Below are 23,655 nucleotides of genomic sequence, written 5' to 3'. Positions count from 1 at the left end.
GTGGGTATTGATCAGTAAAACCATTTAATCTCTATGCTTTATGACTCATTAATAGCAAGACCTGTTAATCTGACTATATTATCAATAACCATTGAATTCAGCATGCAATTTACTCCCCCGCTAGAACAAGGCATTTTGATCAAACGCTACAAGCGTTTTCTCACCGATATACGTCTGGCCGACGGCAGTGAAGTCACCATCCACTGCCCCAACACTGGGTCCATGAAAAACTGCCTTTTTGAAGGCCAAAAAGTGTGGTTTTCACACTCTGATAACCCTAAACGAAAATACGCTAGAACATGGGAACAAGCTCAGTCTGATACAGGAGATATAATAGGCATCAATACTGGTCGTGCAAATCAACTAGCAGAAGATGCCATAAAATCTGGAGTCATCACAGAACTTCAAGGCTATGACAACCTCAAGCGAGAAGTCAAATATGGGCTTGAAAATAGTCGCATCGATATTTTACTCAGCGATGATAATGGCAAACATAAAAAACCTAAACCTCTATGCTACATTGAAGTAAAAAGTTGTACCTTACTGGAAGGTGAGCAAGGTTATTTTCCCGATTCTGTCACCACTCGTGGACAGAAGCATTTACGGGAACTCATAGAAATGGTCTCATTAGGGTATCGTGCAGTCTTATTATTTGTGATCCAACATACAGGAATAAGCTCGGTCAAAGCAGCAAAACACATCGATCCTGATTATGCACAACGACTCACACAGGCACATCAAGCAGGTGTAGAAATATTAGCTTATTATACAGAAATGTCGCCAAATCAGGCTTTCTTGCTTAAATCATGCCCTGTCAACTTCTAATTTACCCCTAAAAGTTGAATTAATTACAAATAGGGAACATAGTCAAAGGATATTGATAAATACATACAAATAATTTGCTTGGTTTATATCTTTCTGCTATAGATATCGCCCTTAAAATACAAGCGCCCTAATAAAGCAAAAGATTAACAGGAGATGCGTTATGCCAGAAGGCACTAAAAAACTTGGCGTGCTCGCTATCGCAGGTGTAGAAGCTTATCAGGAAAAACCTGGTGAGGAGTACATGAACACCGATCAGCTGAGCCACTTTAGAACAATTCTGGATGCTTGGCGAAACCAATTGCGTGAAGAGGTAGACCGTACTCTTAATCACATGCAAGATGAAGCAGCAAACTTCCCTGATCCTGTCGACCGTGCAGCGCAAGAGGAAGAATTTAGTCTTGAACTTCGTGCGCGTGATAGAGAACGTAAACTGATTAAAAAGATCGAAAAAACAATTCAGAAAATAGATGATGATGATTTCGGATTCTGTGATTCTTGCGGTATCGAAATTGGTATTCGTCGTCTCGAAGCTCGTCCAACAGCCGATCAATGCATTGACTGTAAGACACTGGCTGAGATAAAAGAAAAACAGATGGCTGGTTAACCTACCCTTATTAAAATCATCGATAGATTATGCGGAGCTTGATTGCTCCGCTAAACTATCCGTGATGAATATTTCCTCAAACTTAATTCAACTATCACTTTTATCTATCATTATCAAAGTCTAACTAACCTTAATACACTCTCTGTTAACCTCTAGACATCACAGTGTAACACTGTCACAGGTAACGTCATTTTGAGCTTACAAACACTCCATAACAAATCATTAATGCAAACCCCCTATGTCGGGCGTTTCGCTCCTTCTCCATCAGGCCCCTTGCATTTTGGATCATTAGTGGCTGCATTAGGGAGCTATCTTAGGGCTCGCTCTCAAGGGGGAAAATGGTTAGTGCGCATCGAAGATATCGATCCGCCAAGAGAAACTGCCGATGCTGCCAATAAAATACTGCATACATTAACCGCTTATGGCTTGGAATGGGATGAAGAAATTTTATATCAAAGTCACCGAGTCGATGCCTATCAAGATAAAATTAACCAGCTACTTACTCAGGATAAAGCCTACTACTGTCAATGCTCTCGCAAGCAAATTCAAGCCATGGGCGGCTCTTATGATGGCCGCTGCGGCCGATTAAAGACCCCACCTAGAAAGGGCGCTATTAGGATCAGAAATTCGATAGCCATCGATCATTTTCAAGATCAACATATGGGTAAAATTAGTACTGATACCACTTTTGCTGGTGAAGATTTTATTATCAAACGAAGTGATGGTCTCTACGCTTATCAACTTGCCGTTGTGATGGATGATGCTTACCAAGGGATCACAGAGGTGGTACGTGGTTGCGATTTACTCAATCCAACCTGTCGACAAGCCAGCCTATTTAATTTATTTGAATATCCGACACCTCTGTGGTTACACCTACCTTTAGTCTGCCATGCACCGGGAATGAAGCTCTCTAAGCAAAATCACGCACAGGCTCTTGATACTCGGCAACCGCAATCAAGCCTCAATGCTGCGCTCGCTTTTCTAGGCCAACCAATGATCCAAAAACACACTGACATTCGTATTATGCTGGCTCAGGCGGTGATTCAATTTGATCTAAAAGCAATCCCTAAACACGCTGAAATCATCCTATCGAATTAAAATTAGCTCATCTACATAGTGATGTTCCGCTAAGCTAAACTGCACTCTGAAACTGCATTAATGCTACCTATACTCATTATCGCTTATTTGAGTTATCATACCCACTTATTACAATCCATAATTTAGTTCTATGTTCGAGGTGTCCCATTTTCCGCCGTATAAGCAAATTCTGTAAGCAACTATTTGACAACAAACAAACAGCTGAAAAGACCACACAAACAGGTCTAACGTTGTCGGTTGTCCCGAGACAAGATCACTCTATCTCTCGTAGTCAGATGAGCGAAAATGCCATAAAGGTACTTTACCGACTGCATAAGTCAGGTTTTAAGGCTTATCTAGTCGGTGGAGGCGTGCGAGATATTTTACTTGGGTTTCAACCTAAAGATTTTGATGTGGTGACCAACGCAACACCCGAGGAAATAAAACACCTGTTTCGTAACTGTAGGCTTGTTGGCAGACGCTTTCGTTTAGCACACATCGTTTTTGGACGTGATGTTATCGAAGTGGCGACACTGCGTGGTCACCATGTTGATAACGAAGAAAAGATTTCCAAAACCAATGCCGAAGGCCGTCTTCTACGTGATAATGTGTATGGCAGCATAGATGAAGATGCCGAGCGTCGTGATTTCACTGTTAACGCCCTCTACTACGATATCAGCGATTTTTCTATTCACAGTTATGGCGGTGGCTTAGAAGATCTTCATTCTCGTACAATTAGAATGATTGGCGATCCTAATACCCGTTATCGTGAAGATCCAGTCCGTATGCTTAGAGCTGTTCGGTTCGCCACTAAACTTGGTATGACCGTTGAAAAAGAAACCGCAGCGCCTATTTACCAGCTTGCTCCATTATTAAAAGACATCCCTGCTGCACGTATGTATGAAGAAGTGCTGAAACTTTTCTTCAATGGGCAAGCAGAAAACAATTTTACCATGATGCGTGAATTTGGATTATTTCAACCGCTATTCCCATTAGTAGACTCACTCCTTGTCGAAGATCCTAAAGGCTCCGCAAACAAGATGCTACAAGTCATCATGAAAAATACTGATGCTAGAGTCAATGCAGAAAAAACAGTGACACCTGCTTTTTTCTATGCCGCGATTTTGTGGTATCCGCTGACTCAACGGGCGGACGATATCGCTGTTGAAAGTGGGCTGAGCCTATATGATGCTTATTATGCTGCTATGGGAGATGTTATGGAACAACAATGCCGTACTATTAGTCTCCCACGCCGTTTCAGTACGCCCGCAAAAGATATTTGGCAACTGCAATTGCGTTTTGATCGTAATCAGGGCACTCGAGCATTTAAGTTTATAGAGAACCCTAAGTTCCGCGCAGCTTACGATTTACTATTATTAAGAGCTGATGCAGAAGGCGGTTCTGTTGCAAAGTCTGCCTCTTGGTGGAAAAGTTTTGTCGAAGCAGGTGAAGAGCAGCGTAGTGTCATCGCTCGCTCAAATAATAAAGGTAGCAATAATCGGCATCCTAACCCACGTAAGCGCCGTAGACCAGCAAATAAAATTGCCAAGCCTGAAGAATAATGGCTAAGGTTTTTGTCGCACTAGGGGCAAACCTCACAGATCCTGTCGCTCAGCTAGACAATGCTTGCCAGGCCCTAGCTGAGTTGGCAATGGTTAATCAAATTGACGGGTTAACCTCGCTTAATATCTCCCCCTATTACCGTTCAACGCCTATGGGCGAGATAAAACAACCTGACTATGTCAATGCTGTTGTCTATTTCGAAACAAAGCTGACTCCTATCGCTCTGCTTGATGCGTTACAAAAGATAGAGAATGAACAGGGACGTGTGAGACAAGAACGTTGGGGCCCGCGCACCTTAGATCTCGATATATTGTTATATGATAAGAAAGTCATCAGCTCAACCAGACTCGTTCTGCCTCACTACGGTATGAAGCAGCGTAGCTTTGTGTTGATCCCTTTAGCTGATATCGCCCCAACGCTCATATTGCCCTGCTCAACACCACTGAGCCAATTCATCAATAGCGAATTAGCAGCAGAATTAGAACAAATCGTCAGATAATATTGAATTCAACGCTAAGTTAGCATATAAAGCACACTACTAAGATTTGGGTATCCCAAATTATTTGCAGCATTGAACCATATTTATGCACTACTTTTTAAGTTTATAACTGGATTTAAGATTATCACTATGTCTAAGATAACTAGCTTTAGCCTACTTGAATGTAAACGAGAAGGTAAAAAATTCACCGCACTGACGGCCTACGATGCCAGTTTTGCCAATGCATTCGACAGTGAGGGAATTGATGTTCTGCTCGTAGGTGATTCTATGGGGATGGTGCTACAAGGCCATGACGATACACTCCCCGTATCGATAGCCGATATTGCTTATCATACTCGCTGTGTACGTCGTGGCGTTAAGCGTTCATTGCTTATCGCGGATATGCCATTTATGAGCTACGCAACAATAGAACAAGCAATGACGAATGCAGCCATACTGATGCAAGCTGGTGCAAACATGGTTAAAGTTGAAGGCGGTCACTGGTTACTTGAAACCGTCACTAAACTCACTGAGCGAGGTATTCCTGTTTGCGCTCATTTAGGCTTAACACCTCAATCTGTACATCTTTTTGGTGGATTTAAAATTCAAGGCCGTGATGATGATAATGCCCAGCGAATTCTCACAGAAGCCAAAGCATTAGAAGCGGCAGGCGTACAGCTACTTGTTGTCGAATGTATTCCAGCACAACTCGCAAAGACCATCAGTGAAACACTCACAATACCCGTCATTGGAATAGGTGCAGGTGCTGACACGGATGGACAAATATTAGTGATGCACGATGTCCTCGGTATTTCTAGTGGCTATATCCCTCGTTTTTCCAAAAACTATCTTAAGCAAACCGGTGAGATCCATGAGGCTATTCGTGCTTATAAAGATGAAGTTGAAAAAGGGATTTTCCCCAGTAGTGAACACACATTTAATTAAAACTGTGGATATTTATCAATGTAGATAGACTTATTCCCAAACGACCTCAGATGATCGTTTCATAGGATAGCTGAACAAAGCAGTGATTGATAAAATGGGTATTCCCATGTCGATATCACTTACACTGCACCCATTTTCTACCAAGGTGTCCAACAGGCATGGCAGAAGTTACTCAACAGCATTAAGGCAATTCAGTCGTAAAATGATCACCACTCAAAACATCAATCAAGTTCGTGCTCAAATACTCGCGTGGCGTGTAAAAGGCGAATCTATTGCCTTCGTACCTACTATGGGTAATCTTCATTTAGGTCATATGACCCTAATTAACGAAGCGATGAAACATGCCGATCATGTTGTCTCCTCTATCTTTGTCAATCCAATGCAATTTGGAGCCACTGAAGATCTCAGCGCCTACCCTAGAACATTAGAAGCTGACAAACTGGCGTTAAGTCAAGCGGGTGTCGAGTTATTATTTACCCCAACATCAGAAACCATTTATCCCAAAGGAATGCAGCAGCAAAGCTATGTCGAAGTACCTGAGATAGGTGATCAACTTTGCGGTGCCAGTCGACCAGGACACTTTCGTGGTGTCGCTACGATCGTCTGCAAACTGTTTAACATTGTCACACCGGATATCGCATTATTTGGTCGTAAAGACTTTCAACAATTAATGATCATTAAAGCCATGGTTGACGATCTTTCTATGCCGATTGAAATCATGGGGATAGAGACTATACGTGAAGCTTCAGGCTTAGCCATGAGCTCACGTAATGGTTACTTGACAAGTGAACAAAAAAACCAAGCTGCACAACTAAAAACAACCATAGATAAACTTTGCCTAGCCATTAAAAAAGGTCAGTCTGCACCGCTAGCTATCAAGAACGCTCAACAAGCACTTATCACTGCCGGCTTTACACCTGATTATATAGAACTTCGCAGCACAAAAGACCTATCACAGGTAACAGATAACCACAGCGAGCTTGTTATACTCGCAGCGGCTTATATCGGGGACACTCGTCTTATCGACAACCTATGCTTTATACGTTGATCCCATATTAAGAGGGGCATTGCTTATCACGCCCCTTTTCTCTCTATGGTCAAAAATATAAATACTTGTTTCTTTTCAATAAGCATTTTATCCATTAAGGATCTCAAAAACTGGTTTTATCAGATAAGTTACGCCATAATACTTATCATTCGCTGATAAAAGACACCTTTATCTGATGTCAGATATATTTTTCCCTTAAGTATTGTCTAATCGCCTAAATAGCGATTAATAGCCCCATGCATAGGATTCTATAGCTTAATGGCAAAAGTGATAGTCGTAATAATAAGCCTATTCATCATGCATTCAGCACAGGCGAATATTATTTATAAATGTGTCAAAGGCAGCAAAACAGTATTTAGCCAAAATCCATGTAAAAAAGACTACAGTCAACGAAAAATTGAATTCGAATTAGGGATCACCACAGAAATAGACTCAGATAAAACGGTCACTAAAGCCGATCCTATTCAACAACTGCTCACAGGAAATAGCTTCTCCCTAGAAAAAAAACTTGAGCTCCTCGATACTGAAATTTATAGACTACATCAAGAGAATAGTTATTTTGAAATTTTAACTGCTAATGAACTTCAGAAAGTCAGACGTAAATATTACTGGCAACATAAAGGTACACAAGATCCTGAATATCTTGCAGATATAGCCAGAATAGAGGCTCATTTTAATGAGATGAAAGCAAGTAACAATCAAATTATTACTCTGCTCCAAACTCACAAAGCACAGATAGAACAAAAAAATGAAACAGAAGCACAGTGAAGCAAGTCAAATGAATTCCAACAAAAATACATCAATAAAAAATAATCACACCAACATTACATGGCCTGCCATTCTTATTCAGCCACAACACGATGAACTGGTATATTTAGGATCACAAGAAGCTTGGTTGATTGAACCTCAGCAACATCTTCACATCAACACGCAACTATTTGATTCATTAGGAAATACTTATATCATGAGCAACAACAAAAAAGTCATTAATTGGGAAATATCCCCTCAAGACATTACACTAGAGGAGATAATAAAAAAAATCCAATATCATGCCAGCCTACTCGGCCACTGCTGCACAAAAAAACTCAGGCCTAAAAATTTTACCCAAGCGTTAAATATTATTCGATATTTAGAAGAAGACAGTTAACCTTGTTTATTAGCCACCCAACAAAGATAACTCTCCTCAACTCCTCAATCCTATGCCACGATTAATCAGATAATACGCCAATGTCCATAAAGTAATACAAAACAACACCATAATGGTTATTGAGAAAGGCACGCTGATATCGGCATAACCTAGAAAACCATAGCGAAATACATTGATCATATAAACAACGGGATTAAGCTGTGACACCCCTTGCCAAAAATCAGGTAACAAGGACAGAGAATAAAATACCCCACCGAGATAAGTTAGCGGTGTCAATACGAAGGTTGGCACTAAACTAATATCATCATAACTTTTGGCAAATATCGCATTGATTAACCCACCTAGTGCAAATAAAATTGAGGTTAATAATACCGTCACAACCACTAAGCCTACATGCTGCAAACTGATATCGACGAAACATAAGGCCACTAAAGTCACAATCGTACCGACACACAAACCGCGAACAACACCCCCACCCACATAACCAGCAATAATGACATAATGAGGCACTGGTGCAACAATCAATTCTTCTAAATTCCCCTGAAATTTAGCACTAAAAAATGAAGAAGCAACATTGGAATAAGATGCGGTTATCACTGCCATCATGATAAGCCCTGGCGCAATAAACTCCATATAGGAGACCCCTCCCATTTCACCTATCCGCTTACCCACTAAATTACCAAATATTAAGAAGTACAAAGTCATACTGATAGCTGGCGGCACTAAAGTTTGTACCCAAATCCGAGTAAAACGATTCACTTCTTTGGTTAATATACTCTTAAATGCAGTAGCATATAGACGCCTCATATTCATACTACGCCCTCTTTAACTACTCTATTTTCTGGCAAGATTATGCTATCTTCACGCTTACCTTTTTCAACGAGTTCAACAAATAATTCTTCAAGACGATTGGCCTTATTACGCATAGAAAGCACTTGAATATGTTGTTCACTGAGTTGAATAAACAGACTGTTAACACTGAGTTCTTTTGCTACATCGACTTCTAATGTATGCCCATCCACTAACCGGCAAACAAATCCCTCTAACTCTGGGGTATCGATCAAATCTGCCTCTAGATCTAAAATAAATGTTTCCATATTCAAGCGGCTTAGCAGTGATTTCATACTGGTACATTCAACCAAAATACCATTATCAATAATGCCTATATTGCGGCACAAGGTCTCAGCCTCTTCTAAATAGTGAGTGGTTAAGATAATCGTCACTCCTTGCTGATTAAGCTCTGTCAGGAAACTCCACATAGAACGTCTAAGTTCAATATCGACACCTGCTGTTGGCTCATCTAAGATGAGCAACTTAGGCTCATGCATCAGGGCTCGAGCTATCATCAAACGCCGTTTCATACCACCGGAAAGCTCTCTAGCCGGACTATCACGCTTTTCCCAAAGATCTAACTGTGTTAGATATTTTTCAGCACGCTGTATAGCGAGTGTCCGTGAGACACCATAATAACCAGCTTGATTAACAACAATCTGCAACACCTTCTCAAATTGATTAAAATTAAACTCTTGTGGGACAAGACCAATGCATAATTTAGCCAGCTCAAGTTCATTGTCTATATCATGCTCAAATACCGAGACTGTTCCCGATGTTTTTTGTACCAATGAGCTGATAACGCCGATAGTGGTCGACTTACCTGCTCCGTTAGGCCCAAGTAAGGCAAAAAAATCTCCCTTATTAACTGTTAAACTCATTCCTTTTACTGCTTCAACTCCGCCTTTATAGGTTTTTCTTAGGGAGTCAATAACCAAGGCATGTTCTATATTCGCCATTGTTTGTCTTAATTCCTTGTTTACTACTATTGATTTAATTCACCATCCAATAAAAAACCCGCATGAAGCGGGATTTTAAACGGAACGAAATAGCTTAATCCAAAGGGATAACTTTCGCGATATAAGGCAAGTTACGGTATTGCTCGGCATAATCAATACCGTATCCAACAATAAACTCATCAGGAATAGTAAAACCAATGAAATCGACAGGTACATCAATTTCTCGACGCTGAGGTTTATCTAGTAATGTGCACAGTGCCAAGCTTTTAGGCTCACGTAACATGAGCATGTCACGGATCTTATTCAGCGTATTTCCTGAATCGATAAGATCTTCAACGATCAATACATCACGGCCTTTAATATCTGATTGTACATCTTTGAGAATTTTGACTTCCCGAGTACTGGTCATCGCATTACCGTAACTAGACACAGACATAAAATCGATCTCTACATGACCTTTAATACGACGACATAGATCCGCCATAAATATCACAGAGCCTTTCAGCAAGCCCACCATGAGTAAACGTTCGCTATTAGCGTAATGTGCATTGATCTGCCCAGCGAGTAGATCAAGTTTCTGGTCAATCTCTTCGACAGAGATCATCTCTTCAATCGTGTGTTTCATAGTACTCACAGCATAGCCTTATAAGATATCTTAATGTGGTGCGACCGCTGACATTATTTTTGTTCATAACCCCAACGATGTGTTAATTGATGTTCGACACCCAAATGATCGAGAATTCGGGCGACTAAGAAGTTTACCAGATCTTGAACAGATTTGGGATCATGATAAAAGCCTGGTGAAGCAGGCATAATGGTGGCACCGAGCCGAGAAAGTGACAGCATGTGCTCTAAATGTATAGAGTTAAAAGGAGTTTCTCGGGGAACTAAGATCAATTGACCTCGTTCTTTGATGACAACATCAGCGGCACGCTCTAGCAAATTATTGCTCATTCCAGTCGCAATAGCCGCCAAGCTTCCGGTACTACAGGGACAAATCACCATTTTTTTCGGCGCAGCCGATCCCGAAGCTGGAGGGGAGAACCATTCATCTTTACCCAGCAAGTGAAGTTCACCGGTAAATATAACCCCTAGATCGGCAAAAAATACCAATAATTGCGCTTTAGCTTTATCACTGTTTGCACTCAACTTAAGCCCCTGCTCTGTGGCTAATACCACCCTAGCAGCACTGCTTATCATTAAGAACACCTGATAATCAGCGACTAACAGACATTCGAGTAATTTAAGTCCGTAGGGAGCGCCTGACGCTCCTGTCCAAGCTAAACTAATGGATTTATTTTTTTTAAGGTAACTCATTATCAATCTCTATCATAACGGTAAAAAATCAGTGTCAAGCGTAGAAATTTACACCACTAATCACTTAATTAGTTGAACTTAACTTCATTAATAATTTCTGATGCAAACCACCGAATCCGCCATTACTCATCACAATAATAGTATCACCACAGATTGATTTACTGACGACAGCATCAATGATTTCATCTATGTCATATAGTACAAAAATGGGTAAGGTAGCTTGCTCCATCGCTGCAGCTAAATCCCAACCTATATTATCAGCTTGATATAGGTAAGCTTCATTAGCAAGCGTCATTGAGCAGGCAAGAGTCTCTTTATGTACCCCACTCTTCATCGTATTGGATCTGGGTTCTAAAATGATGGTGATCTTACCGTCACCCACTTTAGCACGAGCTCCTTCTAAGGTTGTGGCTATCGCAGTAGGATGGTGAGCAAAGTCATCATAGACTGACACACCATTCACCTCCCCCAGTAATTCCATACGACGCTTTGGCGGCTTAAACTTAACAAGTGCACTAATAGCAGTATCAGGTTTCACCCCGACATGACGAGCAGCAGCAATAGCCATAGTGGCATTTTCAACGTTATGCTGACCAATCAAATCCCAATCTAAGATGCCTTGTAATTCACCGTCGAAAAACAATTCGAATCGATGAGCATCCTTAGCAATCAGTCTCGTCGACCAACCTATTTGACTCAAACTCCCTTGCACTGTCTTGCAATAGATTTCCTGCTCACTCCAGCACCCCATTTGAATCACTTGGGCGACGGCTTTACTCTCTTTCGGCCAGATGATTTTACCTTCACTAGGCACTGTGCGTATGACATGATTAAACTGACGCTGAATTGCTGTTAGATCATCAAAAATATCAGCATGATCAAATTCCAAATTATTAATCACTAGGGTGCGTGGTTGGTAATGAACAAATTTAGAACGTTTATCAAAAAAAGCACTATCATACTCATCAGCCTCTACCACAAAAAATGGAGAGTTACCCATACGCGCTGACACACCAAAATTTTGCGGTACGCCACCAATCAAAAAACCAGGTTCATAGCCACAATCTTCCAGTATCCAAGCTAACATACTCGCAGTTGACGTCTTACCATGTGTACCTGAAATCGCTAATACCCAGCGGTTTTTTAAAATATGTTCAGCTAAAAACTGCGGTCCTGAGGTGTATGTAATGCCACGATTCAACACGGCTTCAACGCATGGGTTGCCTCGGCTCATGGCATTACCAATCACCACGATATCAGGTGCATCATCTTCATTTTTACCAAGCTGACTAGCATCGAAGCCCTGTATCAACTCAATACCTTGCTCCTCAAGTTGGCTGCTCATCGGCGGATATACGTTAGCGTCACTACCGGTAACCCGATGTCCTTCAGCTCGAGCAAGCAGTGCCAACCCCCCCATAAAAGTGCCGCAGATCCCTAAGATGTGTACATGCATATAAACTCGGCTCTAATCAGGAATAACATAAAGCCTATTCTATCGGTAAGATGACACCTTGTCAGTTAACAATGACGTAAATCACCTCGTTCTAAGCGTATTATGTTAGGTTTTTACATCCTCAATCGGCACTCAAAAATCGACCAAAAAAGGCTGTCACTTAAACATTTCTTTCATCAAAAGCCATTAATTACATTGAATTTATTAACTACATAAAGTTTAGCTTTCTCTAAAAAAAACAATTAAACGCCTATCATTACGCTAATTTTAGTTTTATAAACTGCAAATACTTTAGAAAAAAGATATTTTATACTGTATCATTGTTGACTATTCTTTGTTCAAAAACATAAGTTGTTGATTTTTTTTTGCTCAGTAAAAATAAACATATCGATAACGCTAAGCTTAATTTAAATGTGGGAAATGCGTAAAAATCGTCATAGTCTCCAAGGTACAACAATGCGCGTCTTAGTATTAATATTCTCACTTTATAGCATTCAACTCTTCGCCAATGAACCAGAATCGGGATTCTCTAGAAGTTTAAAGATCGCTGAAGCTCAACTCTATTCCTTACCAATAAAAGCGCGAGTTAGGCTTATAGAGATGGAGACTGTAGAGCTCAAAGAAAAACAACCAGCCTATTTATTAATTCGCTATTTCGTGCTGAAAGCCAAAGTGTCGGTCTTACTCAATGAACCTGTAAATGCTATTCAAGCAGCAGAAAAAGGGATGACTTATACACAAAATAATACTGAATTCAAAGCAGAGCAGTTTCAACTCAAATTAAGCTTAAGTCAGGCCCTGTTACTGCAAGGGAAAAGTAAAATAGTATTAGATCAACTCAATCATTTACTTCAGGAGGTCGAATTATTTAATGATCCTGAAACCACAGCAGAATTCCTCCTTGTTAAGGGTAAGGCATATCGTGATAAAGAGGAATATGATACTTCTATGGCGGCACTAATGAGCTCATTAGAAATCGCTAATCAAAGTAATGATGAAGTATTACTTACACGAATATCCTCTGATTTAGCTGAAGTTCTGTTGCATTTAAATGGCTTCGATAAAGCAGAGTTATTATTAGAAAAATCCTATCGTTTTTTCAAAAAACGCAAAATGTCTTTTAATCTGTTACTCATAAAAATGGATATGGCCAAACTCGCAAAAAAACGAGGTGAAGATAAAAAGGCCATTGAGGAGTACCTCCAAGCTCTGACATTAGCTCAAGTTCTAGGAGACGGTTTTCATCGTTTTCGCATTAATTTGCACATAGCTGAACTCTTGCTTAACACTGGTGAGATTCAACGAATGAAGCCATATTTACTTGCTAGTCAAACCTTAAGCAAACGTGAGCATTCACGTTATTATATCAGTAAATTTAATTTACTTAGGGTCAACGAACTCTTAATTAATCACAAATACCAAGAAGCCATTGATCTTATCTCTATCCTCAGCCCAAAATTAAACAAATTTAAGTCTTTGTATCACTCAGAACTTCAACTTCACTTAGCTGCATCTAAGGCTTACTATGGTTTAGGCGACACCAAAAATGCCTACCTGACCCTACTTGATTATCAACAACGTTTTGGTAAATTCAGTGCCGATGAGCAAATCGATAATCTTGAAAAACAAAAATTACTATTTGATTTAGAAAAATTAAAAGCTGAGAATGAGCAACTCAGTTGGAATAATGTACTGAACACCTTAGAGTTAAAAAATAGTGAAGATGAAATTGAATACTTAAATCTTTTGATATTTTTCGCAATAATTTCGGCTATCGCTGCCTCAATTATCGCATGGAGAATGAATCGACATAGGATCCGTTGGGGAGAAATAGCTAATACTGACAGCCTTACAAAGCTATTCAATAGACGTTATTTATCCAATAAATTACTGAGTCTATATAAGCTCGATGAAGATACAATAATGTCTTGTATCTTATTAGATATCGATTTTTTTAAGGTTGTTAATGACTCCTATGGTCACGCCTTAGGGGATGAAGTTCTGGTTAAGGTGGCTGATTTATTTATTAACAACGTAAGGCGCGAAGATATTTGTGGTCGAATTGGGGGTGAAGAATTTATGATTTTACTGCCCAACACATATCTGCAGCAAGCTGTAGAGGTGGCGGAAGATCTTCGTATTAAAATAAGTCATTTGCATTTTACATCTCAACAAGGTACTCCCTTTAGTATTACAGCCAGTTTCGGTGTCGCAGTTGCAGACAAACAACAAAGTTTTTCAGAACTATCTAACCAAGCTGATGAACTACTTTATATTGCTAAAAATGGAGGCCGTAATCGTGTTGCAGCGGGTGAAGCTAATTTACATAACCTTGTAAAGGATAAAAGTAATTCAAAATATAAAACAATACAACACATCGCTAACTTAAAAAAAAGAGCCCATAGATTACTCTTTAGATTTATACAATTGATTAAATAACGTTTTGACTCTAATCATCCAATGATGACGATTCATTGTGGTTCATAAAAACACCATTCGGTACGATTGTCTGTAACAAGGTTTTGAAGCCAGCTTCATCATTAAATATCGATATAATATTCATTTGGCATGAAAATTTACCCCTTTTCAAGTTTTAAGCCGTTTATACCTTAACAAATATCAAATAGATTATTGAATATCAATATATTGGAGTTTTTATGCAGCGTTCACTCATACCAAACACACTGACAAGTCTATTTATCTATGGCTGTGTATTTACAGTACCACTGATACAAGCAAGTGAGATAAGCTTCCCACATTTAGAAACCGTAGGTGTAAGCCTGTTAACCGTTGAGGCTGACATGGCAGAAATCAATGTCGAAGTTGCCATTAAAGCCAAAACGGCCAAGGAGGCAAAATCTCTCTCCGATAAGGCTGTCTCTAAATTTATCGAACGCCTTAAAGCCGCTGGGATCACACAAGCAGATATACAAAGTGCCAACTTATATCTACAACCACAATACCAATACACAAAAGGAAAACCAGCTAAATTAATAGGTTATAGTGCGAACAGAAAAGTCATAGTAAAAGTCAAAGCATTAACACGACTTAACAGTATATTAGACTCTGCGTTAGAAGAAGGGATCAATCGCATCAATAATATTGCCCTTAAAACCAGTAAAGAAACGGAATACCTTACTAAAGCTAGAACTGCTGCCATCATCGATGCAAAAAATAAAGCCCAGTCTATTGCAGAAGGTTTCGGTGAAAAACTCGATGGCGTGTGGGAAATACGTTACTTCGAACAGCACCCTGTACGTCCTGTAATGTTAAAGATGAATGAAGCGGGTCCAAATTACGACATTGCTGAGAGCTACCAACAAGGTCAAGTCACTATCAAGGATCGTGTTGAAGTGATATTTAAACTGGAATAATCCTTATCAGGGAGGCCACACGCCTCCCCTAGTCATACCTACCAATACCGTTTGTTTGTGTAAATCGTATTGTATAAATAATGATCAAGTGCTATTACTATTGAGCTTACTTAAAAGCAATAAGTAAACAAAAAATATTTATTAACCATAACTTACCAAAGGGATGTAACTAAATATGAACATTTATACCACAGCACTATTGATCAGTCGTATACTCGTGGTTTCCACCATCATTAGTACACGCGTGATAGCATCCGATATCCATACAGCACCATACCATCTTAAGCCATCAGACATAAATGTCATTCATATTCCGAGTGTCATCCGTCCTTTCAATAATCAATTTTTCTTATATGACCTCGATGCTATACAATTTGACTTAGACAGTTATCTGCGTACCAACATGCCAGAATTTATAGATAAAAAGGAGCTTATTACACATTGGAGTGGATATTACAGTATTAACCCAAAAATTATTCTGACCTTAATGGAAATGCAATCACAGATTATCTCATTACCTACCGATAAAGCCCTTGATCGTCCTTTTGGCTCACTCTCAAATCAGCAAAATTTCGATGCTCAACTGCAAGATATACTAGCCCAACTTTCACAACGTTTTTATGCCTATGAAGAATTTCAATTACAAAATAAACCACAAAGCAGTGAAGCTATAAATGCTGCAAGCTTCGCTTTACTGGGTCTACTAAATCAAGATGTAAATAAAAGAGAACGGTTTAAGCCAGAGTCCCTGCTTGAGCTAGATCGTTTTATCGAACAATTAAGTTTACTCTTCGGCCACCAACAAGATGAGTTACAGCTATTGCTATCAAACAACAAAACTGTAGCAAACTCACAATCAACAAAAGGAAAACAGCCAAAACAACAAAATATTCCCCCGCAAGATATGCTGCAGATGCCCTGGCGTATAGATTACTCATGGAAATCTAACGGTGCTCATTCACACACAGGATCAGGTTATCCACTTTCATCCATAGATGTATCTTATAATTGGCCACGCTGGGGGCAAAGAACCTATTCTGTCGCCTCTGCTCATAATGGAACGGTCAATGTACTATCACGCTGTCAAGTTCGAGTCACTAATAGCAATGGTTGGGCAACCAATTATTATCACATGGATAGCTTATCTGTAAGCAATGGCCAATACGTAGATGCGAATACCGTATTAGGTGTCTATGCGAGCAATCGAAACGTAGCCTTGTGCCAAGGAGGCAGTTCAACTGGACCACATTTGCATTTTTCATTATTGAAAAATGGGCGTCACATGTCATTGCAAGATGTGCAATTCAGTCACTATACCATTAATGTCGGTCGCAGTAACTATGATGATAATTGTAATCGCTTTAATCTATATGACTTAGATAATAACCGCACTGTTTGTGCTTGGACGCCTTTATACAACTCAGGCAATTAGTAAGGTAAAAATCTGTTATATAATGAATTCATTATCATTTTATACATTCTTCCTTATCTCCTTCAATGAATTTGTCTCCCTTTCTGACTTCTACAGATAGCAATAGGAGATAAATTCAATGTCGATGTTCAGCCAAGTAAGGAAATGTATCGATTTAAAAATAAGTAACCCTACCCCCTTTTCTGCTAATGTCTCATCTAATTTGACCTATACTCAAAAGCTAGAACACTTGAAAAATGAGCGGTAAATGCATCTCATCGTTAAATTTATAAACGTAATGATTTTACTCTTAAGTCTCATTTTAGCGGCTGAAGCCGCAGATAAACAAAAAATAACTTTTGCTTTTATGGCTGATCCTAATGCTAGCCTCCCGATGAAATGGGCAGAACTCGTTTACACTGATGCCTTTTCTCGGCTTAATATTGACTTCTCCTATAAGATTATGCCCGCCATCCGAGCAAGTAAAATGATCGATTTAGGGAAAATAGATGGAGAACCGATCAGATGGTCTACCTATTCAGATTCACACCCAAGCTTAATTCGAATAGAGTACCCACTGGGTTCAGGAAGTATAAATGCTTATACTTATGATCCCTCAATCAAAATTGACTCTTGGGAAGATATTCAGAAACAAGAATATAAGGTTGAGTATTATCGTGGCATCGCAATAGCGAAGCTACGACTGTCTCAATATGTTGCTGCCGACAGACTCACTGATTCATCCAGTCCCGCAGAATCACTACGGAAAATAATAAGAGGAAGAATTGATATTTATATAGGCTCAAAGGCACTCACAACATCTCTGTTAGCCACACCAGAATTTACTAATAGTCATATCCTGATGATTGCCAAATTAGAAGAAATTTTGTCTTATGGTTACCTACACAGCAGTCACAGTGATCTTGCCGTTAAATTAGTCGATGTGTTTCGTCAAATGAAATCCGAAGGTAAGTTTAAGAATTATCAAATTCAGGCTACAAAATTTATTCAATTACAACACTCCCAGTCCAAGGTTAATCCTAACTGAACTCACATTGATGACTCTACTTTTTTAGCCAATTTAATTAATACTCGGCTCGCAGCAATAAAGCCAAAAGTACCAGTAACGACTGTTACAGCACCAAAACCGGATGCACAATCCATTCGCATACTGCCATCAGTATTCGATTTGGTGTTGCACACACTGCCATCAGCTTGGGGATAAACAAGTTGCTCAGTCGAAAATACTGCTTCAATACTAAAACGCCGTTGCACATTTTTAGAAAAATTGTACTCTCGCCGTAATATATTACGTACCTTGGCTAATAAAGGGTCTTGATAAGTTTTAGCTAAATCAGCAACTTGAATCTTAGTTGGGTCTGCCTGACCACCAGCACCACCAACAGTGACCATTGGCAGTTTTTGCCGCTTACACCAAGCAATCAATGCTGCTTTTGGTTTAACGGCATCAATACAGTCAACCACAAAATCTACATTGCCTCCTCCCTTATTTCCTATAAAGTAATCACCTAAATTTTCCGGGGTAATAAAATCTTCAATTTGGTTAACTTTACATTCTGGATTAATCTGTAAAATGCGCTCAGCCATCACTTCAACTTTAGACTCACCTATCGTCTCTTTCAGCGCATGAATTTGACGATTAGTATTTGTTACGCAAATATCATCTAGATCAATAAGCGTTATTTCACCTATCCCGCTTCTGGCTAATGACTCTGCAACCCATGTCCCCACGCCCCCAATCCCCACAATAGTCACATGTGATTGCGCAAATATCCGCAAAGCTTGTTGGCCATACAAACGGCCAATACCTGAAAATCGATTAATATACGCTTCAGAAAGCACCATTTCTTCCAACACTCGCTCCAAAAAAATATTTAGCTAACCAAGATCCCGATACTGCCAACAGAAGCTTGCTCACTTTAGTAAACATCATAATAAGTACTTTAATTTTATCTTATCTCATGGATAATCACTAAACCTTGTTTAACTTAATTCGCCTGATTTGGCATAAGGTACTGCAGCAAAAAGATATTCCCAAATTAGGGCTATTCTTAAATAGATGAGTGTTAACCTTTCCTTGTGAGTCGATACACTGACTCTGTTAACCAAGGAACCTGACTATCGACAAACTTAGGGTTGCTAGGTAATACATCTTCACAGTTAAGTCGCTCTACTTCAAAATCATCACTCATATTAGCGAGCACCCAGTCATCAGATACAGAAAAAGGCGGCCCCTTCATCGCTTCTTGCGGATAATCTAAGGTAATGAGCAAGCCTATACTCTTAGGAGGCAGCAGTTCAGCAAGCTTACCAACATATGCCTGACGCATAGACTCTGGCCAAGCAATTAAGGCCGCTCTATCATAAAAAGCACTCAAAGAGGGAAGCTCATTTGCCGTCAAAGTAAAAATATCACCTTGATAGAACGTCACTCGCGCTGAGTCAAATTTGCTAAGTTGGCCTTTAGACGTCACTAATGGAGTCATCGAGTAGGCAAGATTATTTTCAGCAAAAAACTGTTTTGCAGCAACTTCGCTTAGCTCACAACCCTGAACTTTGTGGCCTAATTCAGTCAAATAACACATATCTAAACTCTTGCCACACAGGGGAACAAAAACCTCACATCCCGCTAATAAGTTAAGGCTAGGCCAATACTTAATCAGTAAAGGATTAACCTTATTCTGATGAAAACCTATCTGTTGAACATCCCATTTACGACTCCAAAAACTAGATTCCATACATTTATCCTATTCAATTCGTATATCGTTTTTCAAGAACAATGCCAATACTCTAATAGAAATCAAACTTCAGATGTAAAAAAGTTCAGTGATGATACCAGGTGCATTAAGCAATAGTTCATTCAGCGAGAATTTAACGTCCTGAAGGCAAGGGCTGTATTTGCTCCTGCAATACAGACATTCGCCACATCCATGTAGAAAAGGGATAAGATTGAAGCTAGAGCAACGCTTATCCGAAAGCGAGTCGATATTAGTGAGCGTCACGCTTGTGTGGATGAAAAAATAAGATTTTCCATTGGGAAGGTGATACGGTTTATGGGAAGAATGGTTACCTTGTGATGTGAGTTAAGCAGGTATAAAAATGACTGTGTCCATTATATAGGGAGGTATGAGTGTGAGTGTAGAATTTATAATAGCCGCGATATTACTAGGTTGTGGTGCTACTTTGGTGATGGATTTATGGGCCATGTTTTTATTGCGACGATTTAAGATCCCCTCACTAAATTATGCCATGGTCGGTCGCTGGGTTGGACATTTTTTCCAAGGACAATTCGTTCACGTTAACATCGGACAAGCTTTTGCTATTACTGGAGAGAAGATACTTGGCTGGATCGTGCATTATCTTATAGGGATCTTTTTTTCTGCCATTTTATTGGGCATTTGGGGCATAGAATGGTTACAGGCACCCAGTCTATTACCTGCTATATTAATGGGTCTTATTACTGTGTTAGCGCCTTTCTTGATTCTGCAACCGGGCATGGGGGCTGGCATTGCCGCATCTAAGACACCTGAGCCTAACGTGGCGCGATTACGTAGTCTAGGTGCACATCTCTCATTTGGAATTGGGCTGTATCTTTCTGGAATAGCCTTGATGTTTGTCAACCGTATCCTTGGCTAAGTGCTTAATATTTAATAACACCCGAAGTGTTATTTTTTGATACATTTAGCCATTCGTTCATATCGATTTCATTGTCCAACTATCGTACTAAGGCAAAAATATCAGGCACACCACTTCCGCTAAACGGCTACCCGTTTTAAATTTGTCAACGTTTAAACTCCTCAAACAAGTTTGTGACACAGCGTGCCTGACTCAAATCGACTATTTATGAATTTTACGATAAAAACATTGGCATAAACTCGCCTTATTGATTTAATAACGACTGATCCTTAATGCGAGCGTAATGACCTAATATGCCGAACTCCCAACCGCCATCGAAGCAAGTAAACTCTCATTCGACAACCGCTAAGTCAGAACCCCAACTGCAACACTTTTATATCTCTGAAGAGCAGTCAATTTACCTACTTAAAGCCAATGATGCTCGCAAACACAGAGCATGGATCCGTTTATGTAAGCAACAACTGGCTAAATTAGGCTATGTCGATTTAGATTTGGTCGGTAAAGGCGCTTATGGATTTGTGTTTTCTGGTATCGATCCACATGGTGCGGATCATGTGTTTAAATTCTCTCGGGTAACTTTACCTCAGCATGTTCAAGATCGACTAGAAGAAGAAGCTTTTATGCTTTCTCAGGTCAAACACCCTAATGTTCCTCCCGCCATAAAGTTTGCTCGCGGTGGCAAGCAAGGGATCTTAGTCATGGCTCGTGCTCCCGGAGAGGATCTCGAACAACTTTGCCTAAAAAGAGGTGCACTGCCCGCTTATATGGTCATGAATATCGCTAGGCAGTTAGCGAATATATTACAATACTTACATCACGGTCGCCCTTTGGTGCACGGGGATATAAAGCCTTCTAACTTGGTTTATGATGTGCAAACTAATCACCTTTCACTTATCGACTGGGGATCGGCGGTCTTTGCGCAACGTGATGCCCAAGGTCATCCGGTCAATGACAATGTGATGAATTTACTCTCAAGCGATCATCAACATACTAATGCAAGAATGGGCGATGTCTACTTTATTGGTGAAGAGCAACTTAATGGTGAGTTATCCAGTACTCGGTTTGATGAACAAGGCACTGCTGCAACGCTTTACGCTATAGCATCAGGCCAAGCCAGTCGTTTTGGTAGTAAAGTCATTAAAGCCACCTGTATCGGCCTACCAATGGAGCTAGCTCGAACATTGGATGGCATGCTCAGCGAAGATCCCCTCCAGCGAAAAATAGCGGGTGATTACTTTCTAAAAAGTATGCTTCATAGTCATAGATTACACCTTCCTGAGCTCGATACTCCTCCACGAGTCGAAGATATTCCTATTTGGGACCTGAGTCGAGAACGAGATGTTGAAACTGTCATATATAGTTCCCGAAAGTCCTTCTTAAAAGAGCACACCAGTGCTGATCCCATCAACAAAATGGATGATCTGCAATTAGAAAAATACTATCGTAATTTTATGGCTGGCATGGGCGATACCGAGAAAGGCTTTATTGCTGCAGTAGGTCGTATAAGTCAATACTCTATCGTCGGCGGACTTGCAATACATTGGCGAGAAACAGGCATATTCATCGATTCAAATCTTGCTCTATATAACCTTGAAGAAAAAAAAGCCCTTATCTTAGCAGTCAATAATATGGTGACTCTCGCCAGAGGGATCCGACGTATCGGCGTGTTTAAAGCTTGCTTCTTCAACGCCCGGGACACCTTGCACTTAGAGCGCGACGACACAAACACGCCTTTCCAAATAACGCCAAGTCAACAGCTACCATTCGAAGTTGGCAAGATCCCTTCTCTTGAAAATAAATCTCGTCTGCATTCTTATTTCGAAGATGGGCGCGATCCTGATGAAAATCTCGAGCTTCCCAATGAAATAATGACAGAGCTAAGCTGGATAAATAAAATCCATCACACTGGTTGCATCATCTTCGAGGTTCTTCCAAAACACATGAAAATACACAGCTATTTAAGACTTCTTAATCCAAAAAAACAAGTAGAGTTTAGGGCTAGCCTCGACAGAATATTGCACCATGTTGATAAAATACAAGGTAAAGGTGTTTCTGGCTTTATGAAACTACCATACAAGAACACCCGAAAATTCAGTCATATTGATTGTAAAAAAGAATGGTTTTATCCGAAAAACCCAAAAAATATCAATCTTAAATAACTAAACACACTTGACATGAAAAGTATGTTTTCCTATATAACAACACTATTTTTGTTCATCATTATTTTTTTTATGTTCAACTCTATGTTCATCAGTATCGGATTTATGCTCAAAATCGCCATCAAACGTATCACCACCTTCAGGGTTATTACTCTTGTTGTTAGGCGGGGGATGACCGAAAGGTGAATGATTACCTTGCCCAAAACCTCCCTGAAATCCGCCATTAGCAGCGACCTTAACTTGCATTTTTTTATAGATAAAACCAGCAACAGGAATGCGAGTCATTGGCGTCAAAAGTAATAGTCCTATCGTATCGGTCACAAAACCTGGGATCAATAACAGCAAGCCAGCAACGGCCAACATCATCCCCTCAACGATTTCCTGACCCGGTGCTTCTCCGCGCGCGAGCTTCTGTTGAACTTGCATCAAGGTGCTTATACCTTGACTACGCACTAAAGAAACACCCACAATCGCTGTTAAAAATACCAAACCAACCGTTGTCAAGCTTCCCAAGGCATCCCCCACCTGAATCAACACGTTTAACTCGATCACGGGAACCAAAATAAAGATGACAATAAAAACCAAAAACACGTTAACCTCACAAATTACGGCAAATAAAAATCAATTGTACTCAATATGAAAACTAAATGGGAGTTTACGGGTCTATTATCAAATGAAATATCGTACCCATTCATTAATATGACAATAAAACTCACTCTATTCACTAGCGCACAGTAAGTAAGTAAAAGAACGTGTAAAGTAAGTTGCATAGCATAGCCACACAACATAAATTAACAGCAGTTA

23 protein-coding genes are annotated in these 23,655 nt (G+C 39.9%); 15 read left to right on the top strand and 8 right to left on the bottom strand.

Going from position 1 to position 23,655, the window contains the following annotated elements:
* Positions 1-102 precede the first annotated feature (102 nt).
* The 9 genes from sfsA (at position 103) to HQQ94_RS04095 (ending at position 7,687) form a co-directional block, all read left to right on the top strand.
* Entirely contained in the window at positions 103-825 is a 723-nt protein-coding gene (gene sfsA / locus HQQ94_RS04135) for a DNA/RNA nuclease SfsA (RefSeq protein WP_173293226.1), read from the top strand.
* Positions 826-985: 160 nt separating this feature from the next.
* Entirely contained in the window at positions 986-1,429 is a 444-nt protein-coding gene (dksA, locus tag HQQ94_RS04130; protein ID WP_173293225.1) for an RNA polymerase-binding protein DksA, read from the top strand.
* Between the two features lie 225 nt (positions 1,430-1,654).
* Complete coding sequence (gene gluQRS / locus HQQ94_RS04125; RefSeq protein WP_173296509.1) at positions 1,655-2,527, top strand: tRNA glutamyl-Q(34) synthetase GluQRS; 873 nt, start codon at positions 1,655-1,657, stop codon at positions 2,525-2,527.
* 275 nt (positions 2,528-2,802) lie between these two features.
* Positions 2,803-4,068, top strand: a complete 1,266-nt coding sequence (locus HQQ94_RS04120) for a polynucleotide adenylyltransferase PcnB (protein ID WP_217274118.1) — start codon at positions 2,803-2,805, stop codon at positions 4,066-4,068.
* Complete coding sequence (gene folK, locus HQQ94_RS04115) at positions 4,068-4,568, top strand: 2-amino-4-hydroxy-6-hydroxymethyldihydropteridine diphosphokinase (RefSeq protein WP_173293224.1); 501 nt, start codon at positions 4,068-4,070, stop codon at positions 4,566-4,568. Before HQQ94_RS04120 ends, folK begins: the two co-directional genes overlap by 1 nt.
* Positions 4,569-4,697: 129 nt before the next feature.
* Entirely contained in the window at positions 4,698-5,492 is a 795-nt protein-coding gene (panB, locus tag HQQ94_RS04110; protein ID WP_173293223.1) for a 3-methyl-2-oxobutanoate hydroxymethyltransferase, read from the top strand.
* A gap of 202 nt (positions 5,493-5,694) precedes the next feature.
* Positions 5,695-6,540, top strand: a complete 846-nt coding sequence (panC, locus tag HQQ94_RS04105) for a pantoate--beta-alanine ligase (protein WP_173296507.1) — start codon at positions 5,695-5,697, stop codon at positions 6,538-6,540.
* A gap of 258 nt (positions 6,541-6,798) precedes the next feature.
* Positions 6,799-7,308, top strand: coding sequence for a DUF4124 domain-containing protein (locus HQQ94_RS04100; RefSeq protein WP_173293222.1), 510 nt, complete (start codon positions 6,799-6,801; stop codon positions 7,306-7,308).
* Complete coding sequence (locus HQQ94_RS04095; protein ID WP_173293221.1) at positions 7,289-7,687, top strand: DUF4144 family protein; 399 nt, start codon at positions 7,289-7,291, stop codon at positions 7,685-7,687. The genes HQQ94_RS04100 and HQQ94_RS04095 overlap by 20 nt, the downstream gene beginning before the upstream one ends.
* Positions 7,688-7,723: 36 nt before the next feature.
* Here HQQ94_RS04095 and HQQ94_RS04090 read toward each other — a convergent pair whose 3' ends face one another.
* From HQQ94_RS04090 to mpl, 5 genes are all read right to left on the bottom strand, one after another.
* A complete protein-coding gene (locus HQQ94_RS04090) occupies positions 7,724-8,494 on the bottom strand; it encodes an ABC transporter permease (RefSeq protein WP_173296506.1) in 771 nt (256 codons plus the stop codon).
* Between the two features lie 2 nt (positions 8,495-8,496).
* A complete protein-coding gene (locus HQQ94_RS04085; RefSeq protein ID WP_173293220.1) occupies positions 8,497-9,477 on the bottom strand; it encodes an ABC transporter ATP-binding protein in 981 nt (326 codons plus the stop codon).
* A 94-nt stretch (positions 9,478-9,571) separates the two neighbouring features.
* Positions 9,572-10,102: a hypoxanthine phosphoribosyltransferase gene (hpt, locus tag HQQ94_RS04080; protein WP_173296505.1), complete on the bottom strand. Its 531-nt coding sequence runs from the start codon at positions 10,100-10,102 to the stop codon at positions 9,572-9,574.
* 53 nt (positions 10,103-10,155) lie between these two features.
* Positions 10,156-10,794: a flavin prenyltransferase UbiX gene (locus HQQ94_RS04075; protein ID WP_173293219.1), complete on the bottom strand. Its 639-nt coding sequence runs from the start codon at positions 10,792-10,794 to the stop codon at positions 10,156-10,158.
* A 64-nt stretch (positions 10,795-10,858) separates the two neighbouring features.
* A complete protein-coding gene (gene mpl, locus HQQ94_RS04070; protein ID WP_173293218.1) occupies positions 10,859-12,250 on the bottom strand; it encodes a UDP-N-acetylmuramate:L-alanyl-gamma-D-glutamyl-meso-diaminopimelate ligase in 1,392 nt (463 codons plus the stop codon).
* Positions 12,251-12,706: 456 nt separating this feature from the next.
* On the opposite strand from mpl, the gene HQQ94_RS04065 reads away from it, so the two are divergent.
* The 4 genes from HQQ94_RS04065 (at position 12,707) to HQQ94_RS04050 (ending at position 18,083) form a co-directional block, all read left to right on the top strand.
* Positions 12,707-14,689 (top strand): GGDEF domain-containing protein, encoded by a 1,983-nt coding sequence (locus HQQ94_RS04065; RefSeq protein ID WP_173293217.1) that lies wholly within the window; start codon positions 12,707-12,709, stop codon positions 14,687-14,689.
* A 218-nt stretch (positions 14,690-14,907) separates the two neighbouring features.
* Positions 14,908-15,624, top strand: a complete 717-nt coding sequence (locus tag HQQ94_RS04060; RefSeq protein ID WP_173293216.1) for an oxidative stress defense protein — start codon at positions 14,908-14,910, stop codon at positions 15,622-15,624.
* Between the two features lie 175 nt (positions 15,625-15,799).
* On the top strand, positions 15,800-17,056 hold the full coding sequence (locus tag HQQ94_RS04055; protein WP_173293215.1) for a M23 family metallopeptidase: 1,257 nt from the start codon (positions 15,800-15,802) through the stop codon (positions 17,054-17,056).
* Positions 17,057-17,303: 247 nt separating this feature from the next.
* The gene (locus HQQ94_RS04050) at positions 17,304-18,083 is read left to right on the top strand and encodes a hypothetical protein (RefSeq protein WP_173293214.1); all 780 of its coding nucleotides are present in this window, start codon (positions 17,304-17,306) and stop codon (positions 18,081-18,083) included.
* 2 nt (positions 18,084-18,085) lie between these two features.
* On the opposite strand, the gene tcdA is transcribed toward HQQ94_RS04050, so the two are convergent.
* Positions 18,086-18,901 carry a tRNA cyclic N6-threonylcarbamoyladenosine(37) synthase TcdA gene (gene tcdA, locus HQQ94_RS04045; protein ID WP_173296504.1) on the bottom strand — a complete coding sequence of 272 codons (816 nt, stop codon included), beginning with the start codon at positions 18,899-18,901 and terminating at the stop codon, positions 18,086-18,088.
* Between the two features lie 221 nt (positions 18,902-19,122).
* A complete protein-coding gene (locus tag HQQ94_RS04040) occupies positions 19,123-19,794 on the bottom strand; it encodes a thiopurine S-methyltransferase (protein ID WP_173293213.1) in 672 nt (223 codons plus the stop codon).
* A 388-nt stretch (positions 19,795-20,182) separates the two neighbouring features.
* Here HQQ94_RS04040 and HQQ94_RS04035 point away from each other — a divergent pair, with 388 nt between their 5' ends.
* Both HQQ94_RS04035 and HQQ94_RS04030 read left to right on the top strand, forming a co-directional pair.
* Positions 20,183-20,692, top strand: a complete 510-nt coding sequence (locus HQQ94_RS04035; RefSeq protein ID WP_173293212.1) for a DUF2938 domain-containing protein — start codon at positions 20,183-20,185, stop codon at positions 20,690-20,692.
* A 293-nt stretch (positions 20,693-20,985) separates the two neighbouring features.
* Positions 20,986-22,851 carry a protein kinase gene (locus HQQ94_RS04030; RefSeq protein WP_173293211.1) on the top strand — a complete coding sequence of 622 codons (1,866 nt, stop codon included), beginning with the start codon at positions 20,986-20,988 and terminating at the stop codon, positions 22,849-22,851.
* Between the two features lie 45 nt (positions 22,852-22,896).
* Here HQQ94_RS04030 and HQQ94_RS04025 read toward each other — a convergent pair whose 3' ends face one another.
* Positions 22,897-23,442, bottom strand: coding sequence for an FxsA family protein (locus HQQ94_RS04025; RefSeq protein WP_173293210.1), 546 nt, complete (start codon positions 23,440-23,442; stop codon positions 22,897-22,899).
* Between the last annotated feature and the right edge of the window lie 213 nt (positions 23,443-23,655).

This window comes from Shewanella sp. VB17 (assembly GCF_013248905.1).
Classification (GTDB): domain Bacteria; phylum Pseudomonadota; class Gammaproteobacteria; order Enterobacterales; family Shewanellaceae; genus Shewanella.
This window is presented reverse-complemented; position numbering and strand designations above follow the sequence as displayed.

Excerpts from the sequence above, each read along its gene's own strand:
- HQQ94_RS04060 (WP_173293216.1), top strand. The coding sequence starts at position 14,908 with ATGCAGCGTTCACTCATACCAAACACACTGACAAGTCTATTTATCTAT.
- HQQ94_RS04120 (WP_217274118.1), top strand. The coding sequence starts at position 2,803 with ATGAGCGAAAATGCCATAAAGGTACTTTACCGACTGCATAAGTCAGGT.
- HQQ94_RS04065 (WP_173293217.1), top strand. The coding sequence starts at position 12,707 with ATGCGCGTCTTAGTATTAATATTCTCACTTTATAGCATTCAACTCTTC.
- HQQ94_RS04030 (WP_173293211.1), top strand. The coding sequence starts at position 20,986 with ATGCCGAACTCCCAACCGCCATCGAAGCAAGTAAACTCTCATTCGACA.
- HQQ94_RS04050 (WP_173293214.1), top strand. The coding sequence starts at position 17,304 with ATGCATCTCATCGTTAAATTTATAAACGTAATGATTTTACTCTTAAGT.
- panB (WP_173293223.1), top strand. The coding sequence starts at position 4,698 with ATGTCTAAGATAACTAGCTTTAGCCTACTTGAATGTAAACGAGAAGGT.
- hpt (WP_173296505.1), bottom strand. The coding sequence starts at position 10,102 with ATGAAACACACGATTGAAGAGATGATCTCTGTCGAAGAGATTGACCAG.
- HQQ94_RS04040 (WP_173293213.1), bottom strand. The coding sequence starts at position 19,794 with ATGGAATCTAGTTTTTGGAGTCGTAAATGGGATGTTCAACAGATAGGT.
- mpl (WP_173293218.1), bottom strand. The coding sequence starts at position 12,250 with ATGCATGTACACATCTTAGGGATCTGCGGCACTTTTATGGGGGGGTTG.
- tcdA (WP_173296504.1), bottom strand. The coding sequence starts at position 18,901 with ATGGTGCTTTCTGAAGCGTATATTAATCGATTTTCAGGTATTGGCCGT.
- HQQ94_RS04075 (WP_173293219.1), bottom strand. The coding sequence starts at position 10,794 with ATGAGTTACCTTAAAAAAAATAAATCCATTAGTTTAGCTTGGACAGGA.
- HQQ94_RS04090 (WP_173296506.1), bottom strand. The coding sequence starts at position 8,494 with ATGAGGCGTCTATATGCTACTGCATTTAAGAGTATATTAACCAAAGAA.
- sfsA (WP_173293226.1), top strand. The coding sequence starts at position 103 with ATGCAATTTACTCCCCCGCTAGAACAAGGCATTTTGATCAAACGCTAC.
- dksA (WP_173293225.1), top strand. The coding sequence starts at position 986 with ATGCCAGAAGGCACTAAAAAACTTGGCGTGCTCGCTATCGCAGGTGTA.
- HQQ94_RS04035 (WP_173293212.1), top strand. The coding sequence starts at position 20,183 with ATGAGTGTGAGTGTAGAATTTATAATAGCCGCGATATTACTAGGTTGT.
- HQQ94_RS04055 (WP_173293215.1), top strand. The coding sequence starts at position 15,800 with ATGAACATTTATACCACAGCACTATTGATCAGTCGTATACTCGTGGTT.
- HQQ94_RS04100 (WP_173293222.1), top strand. The coding sequence starts at position 6,799 with ATGGCAAAAGTGATAGTCGTAATAATAAGCCTATTCATCATGCATTCA.
- HQQ94_RS04085 (WP_173293220.1), bottom strand. The coding sequence starts at position 9,477 with ATGGCGAATATAGAACATGCCTTGGTTATTGACTCCCTAAGAAAAACC.
- folK (WP_173293224.1), top strand. The coding sequence starts at position 4,068 with ATGGCTAAGGTTTTTGTCGCACTAGGGGCAAACCTCACAGATCCTGTC.
- HQQ94_RS04095 (WP_173293221.1), top strand. The coding sequence starts at position 7,289 with ATGAAACAGAAGCACAGTGAAGCAAGTCAAATGAATTCCAACAAAAAT.
- panC (WP_173296507.1), top strand. The coding sequence starts at position 5,695 with ATGATCACCACTCAAAACATCAATCAAGTTCGTGCTCAAATACTCGCG.
- gluQRS (WP_173296509.1), top strand. The coding sequence starts at position 1,655 with ATGCAAACCCCCTATGTCGGGCGTTTCGCTCCTTCTCCATCAGGCCCC.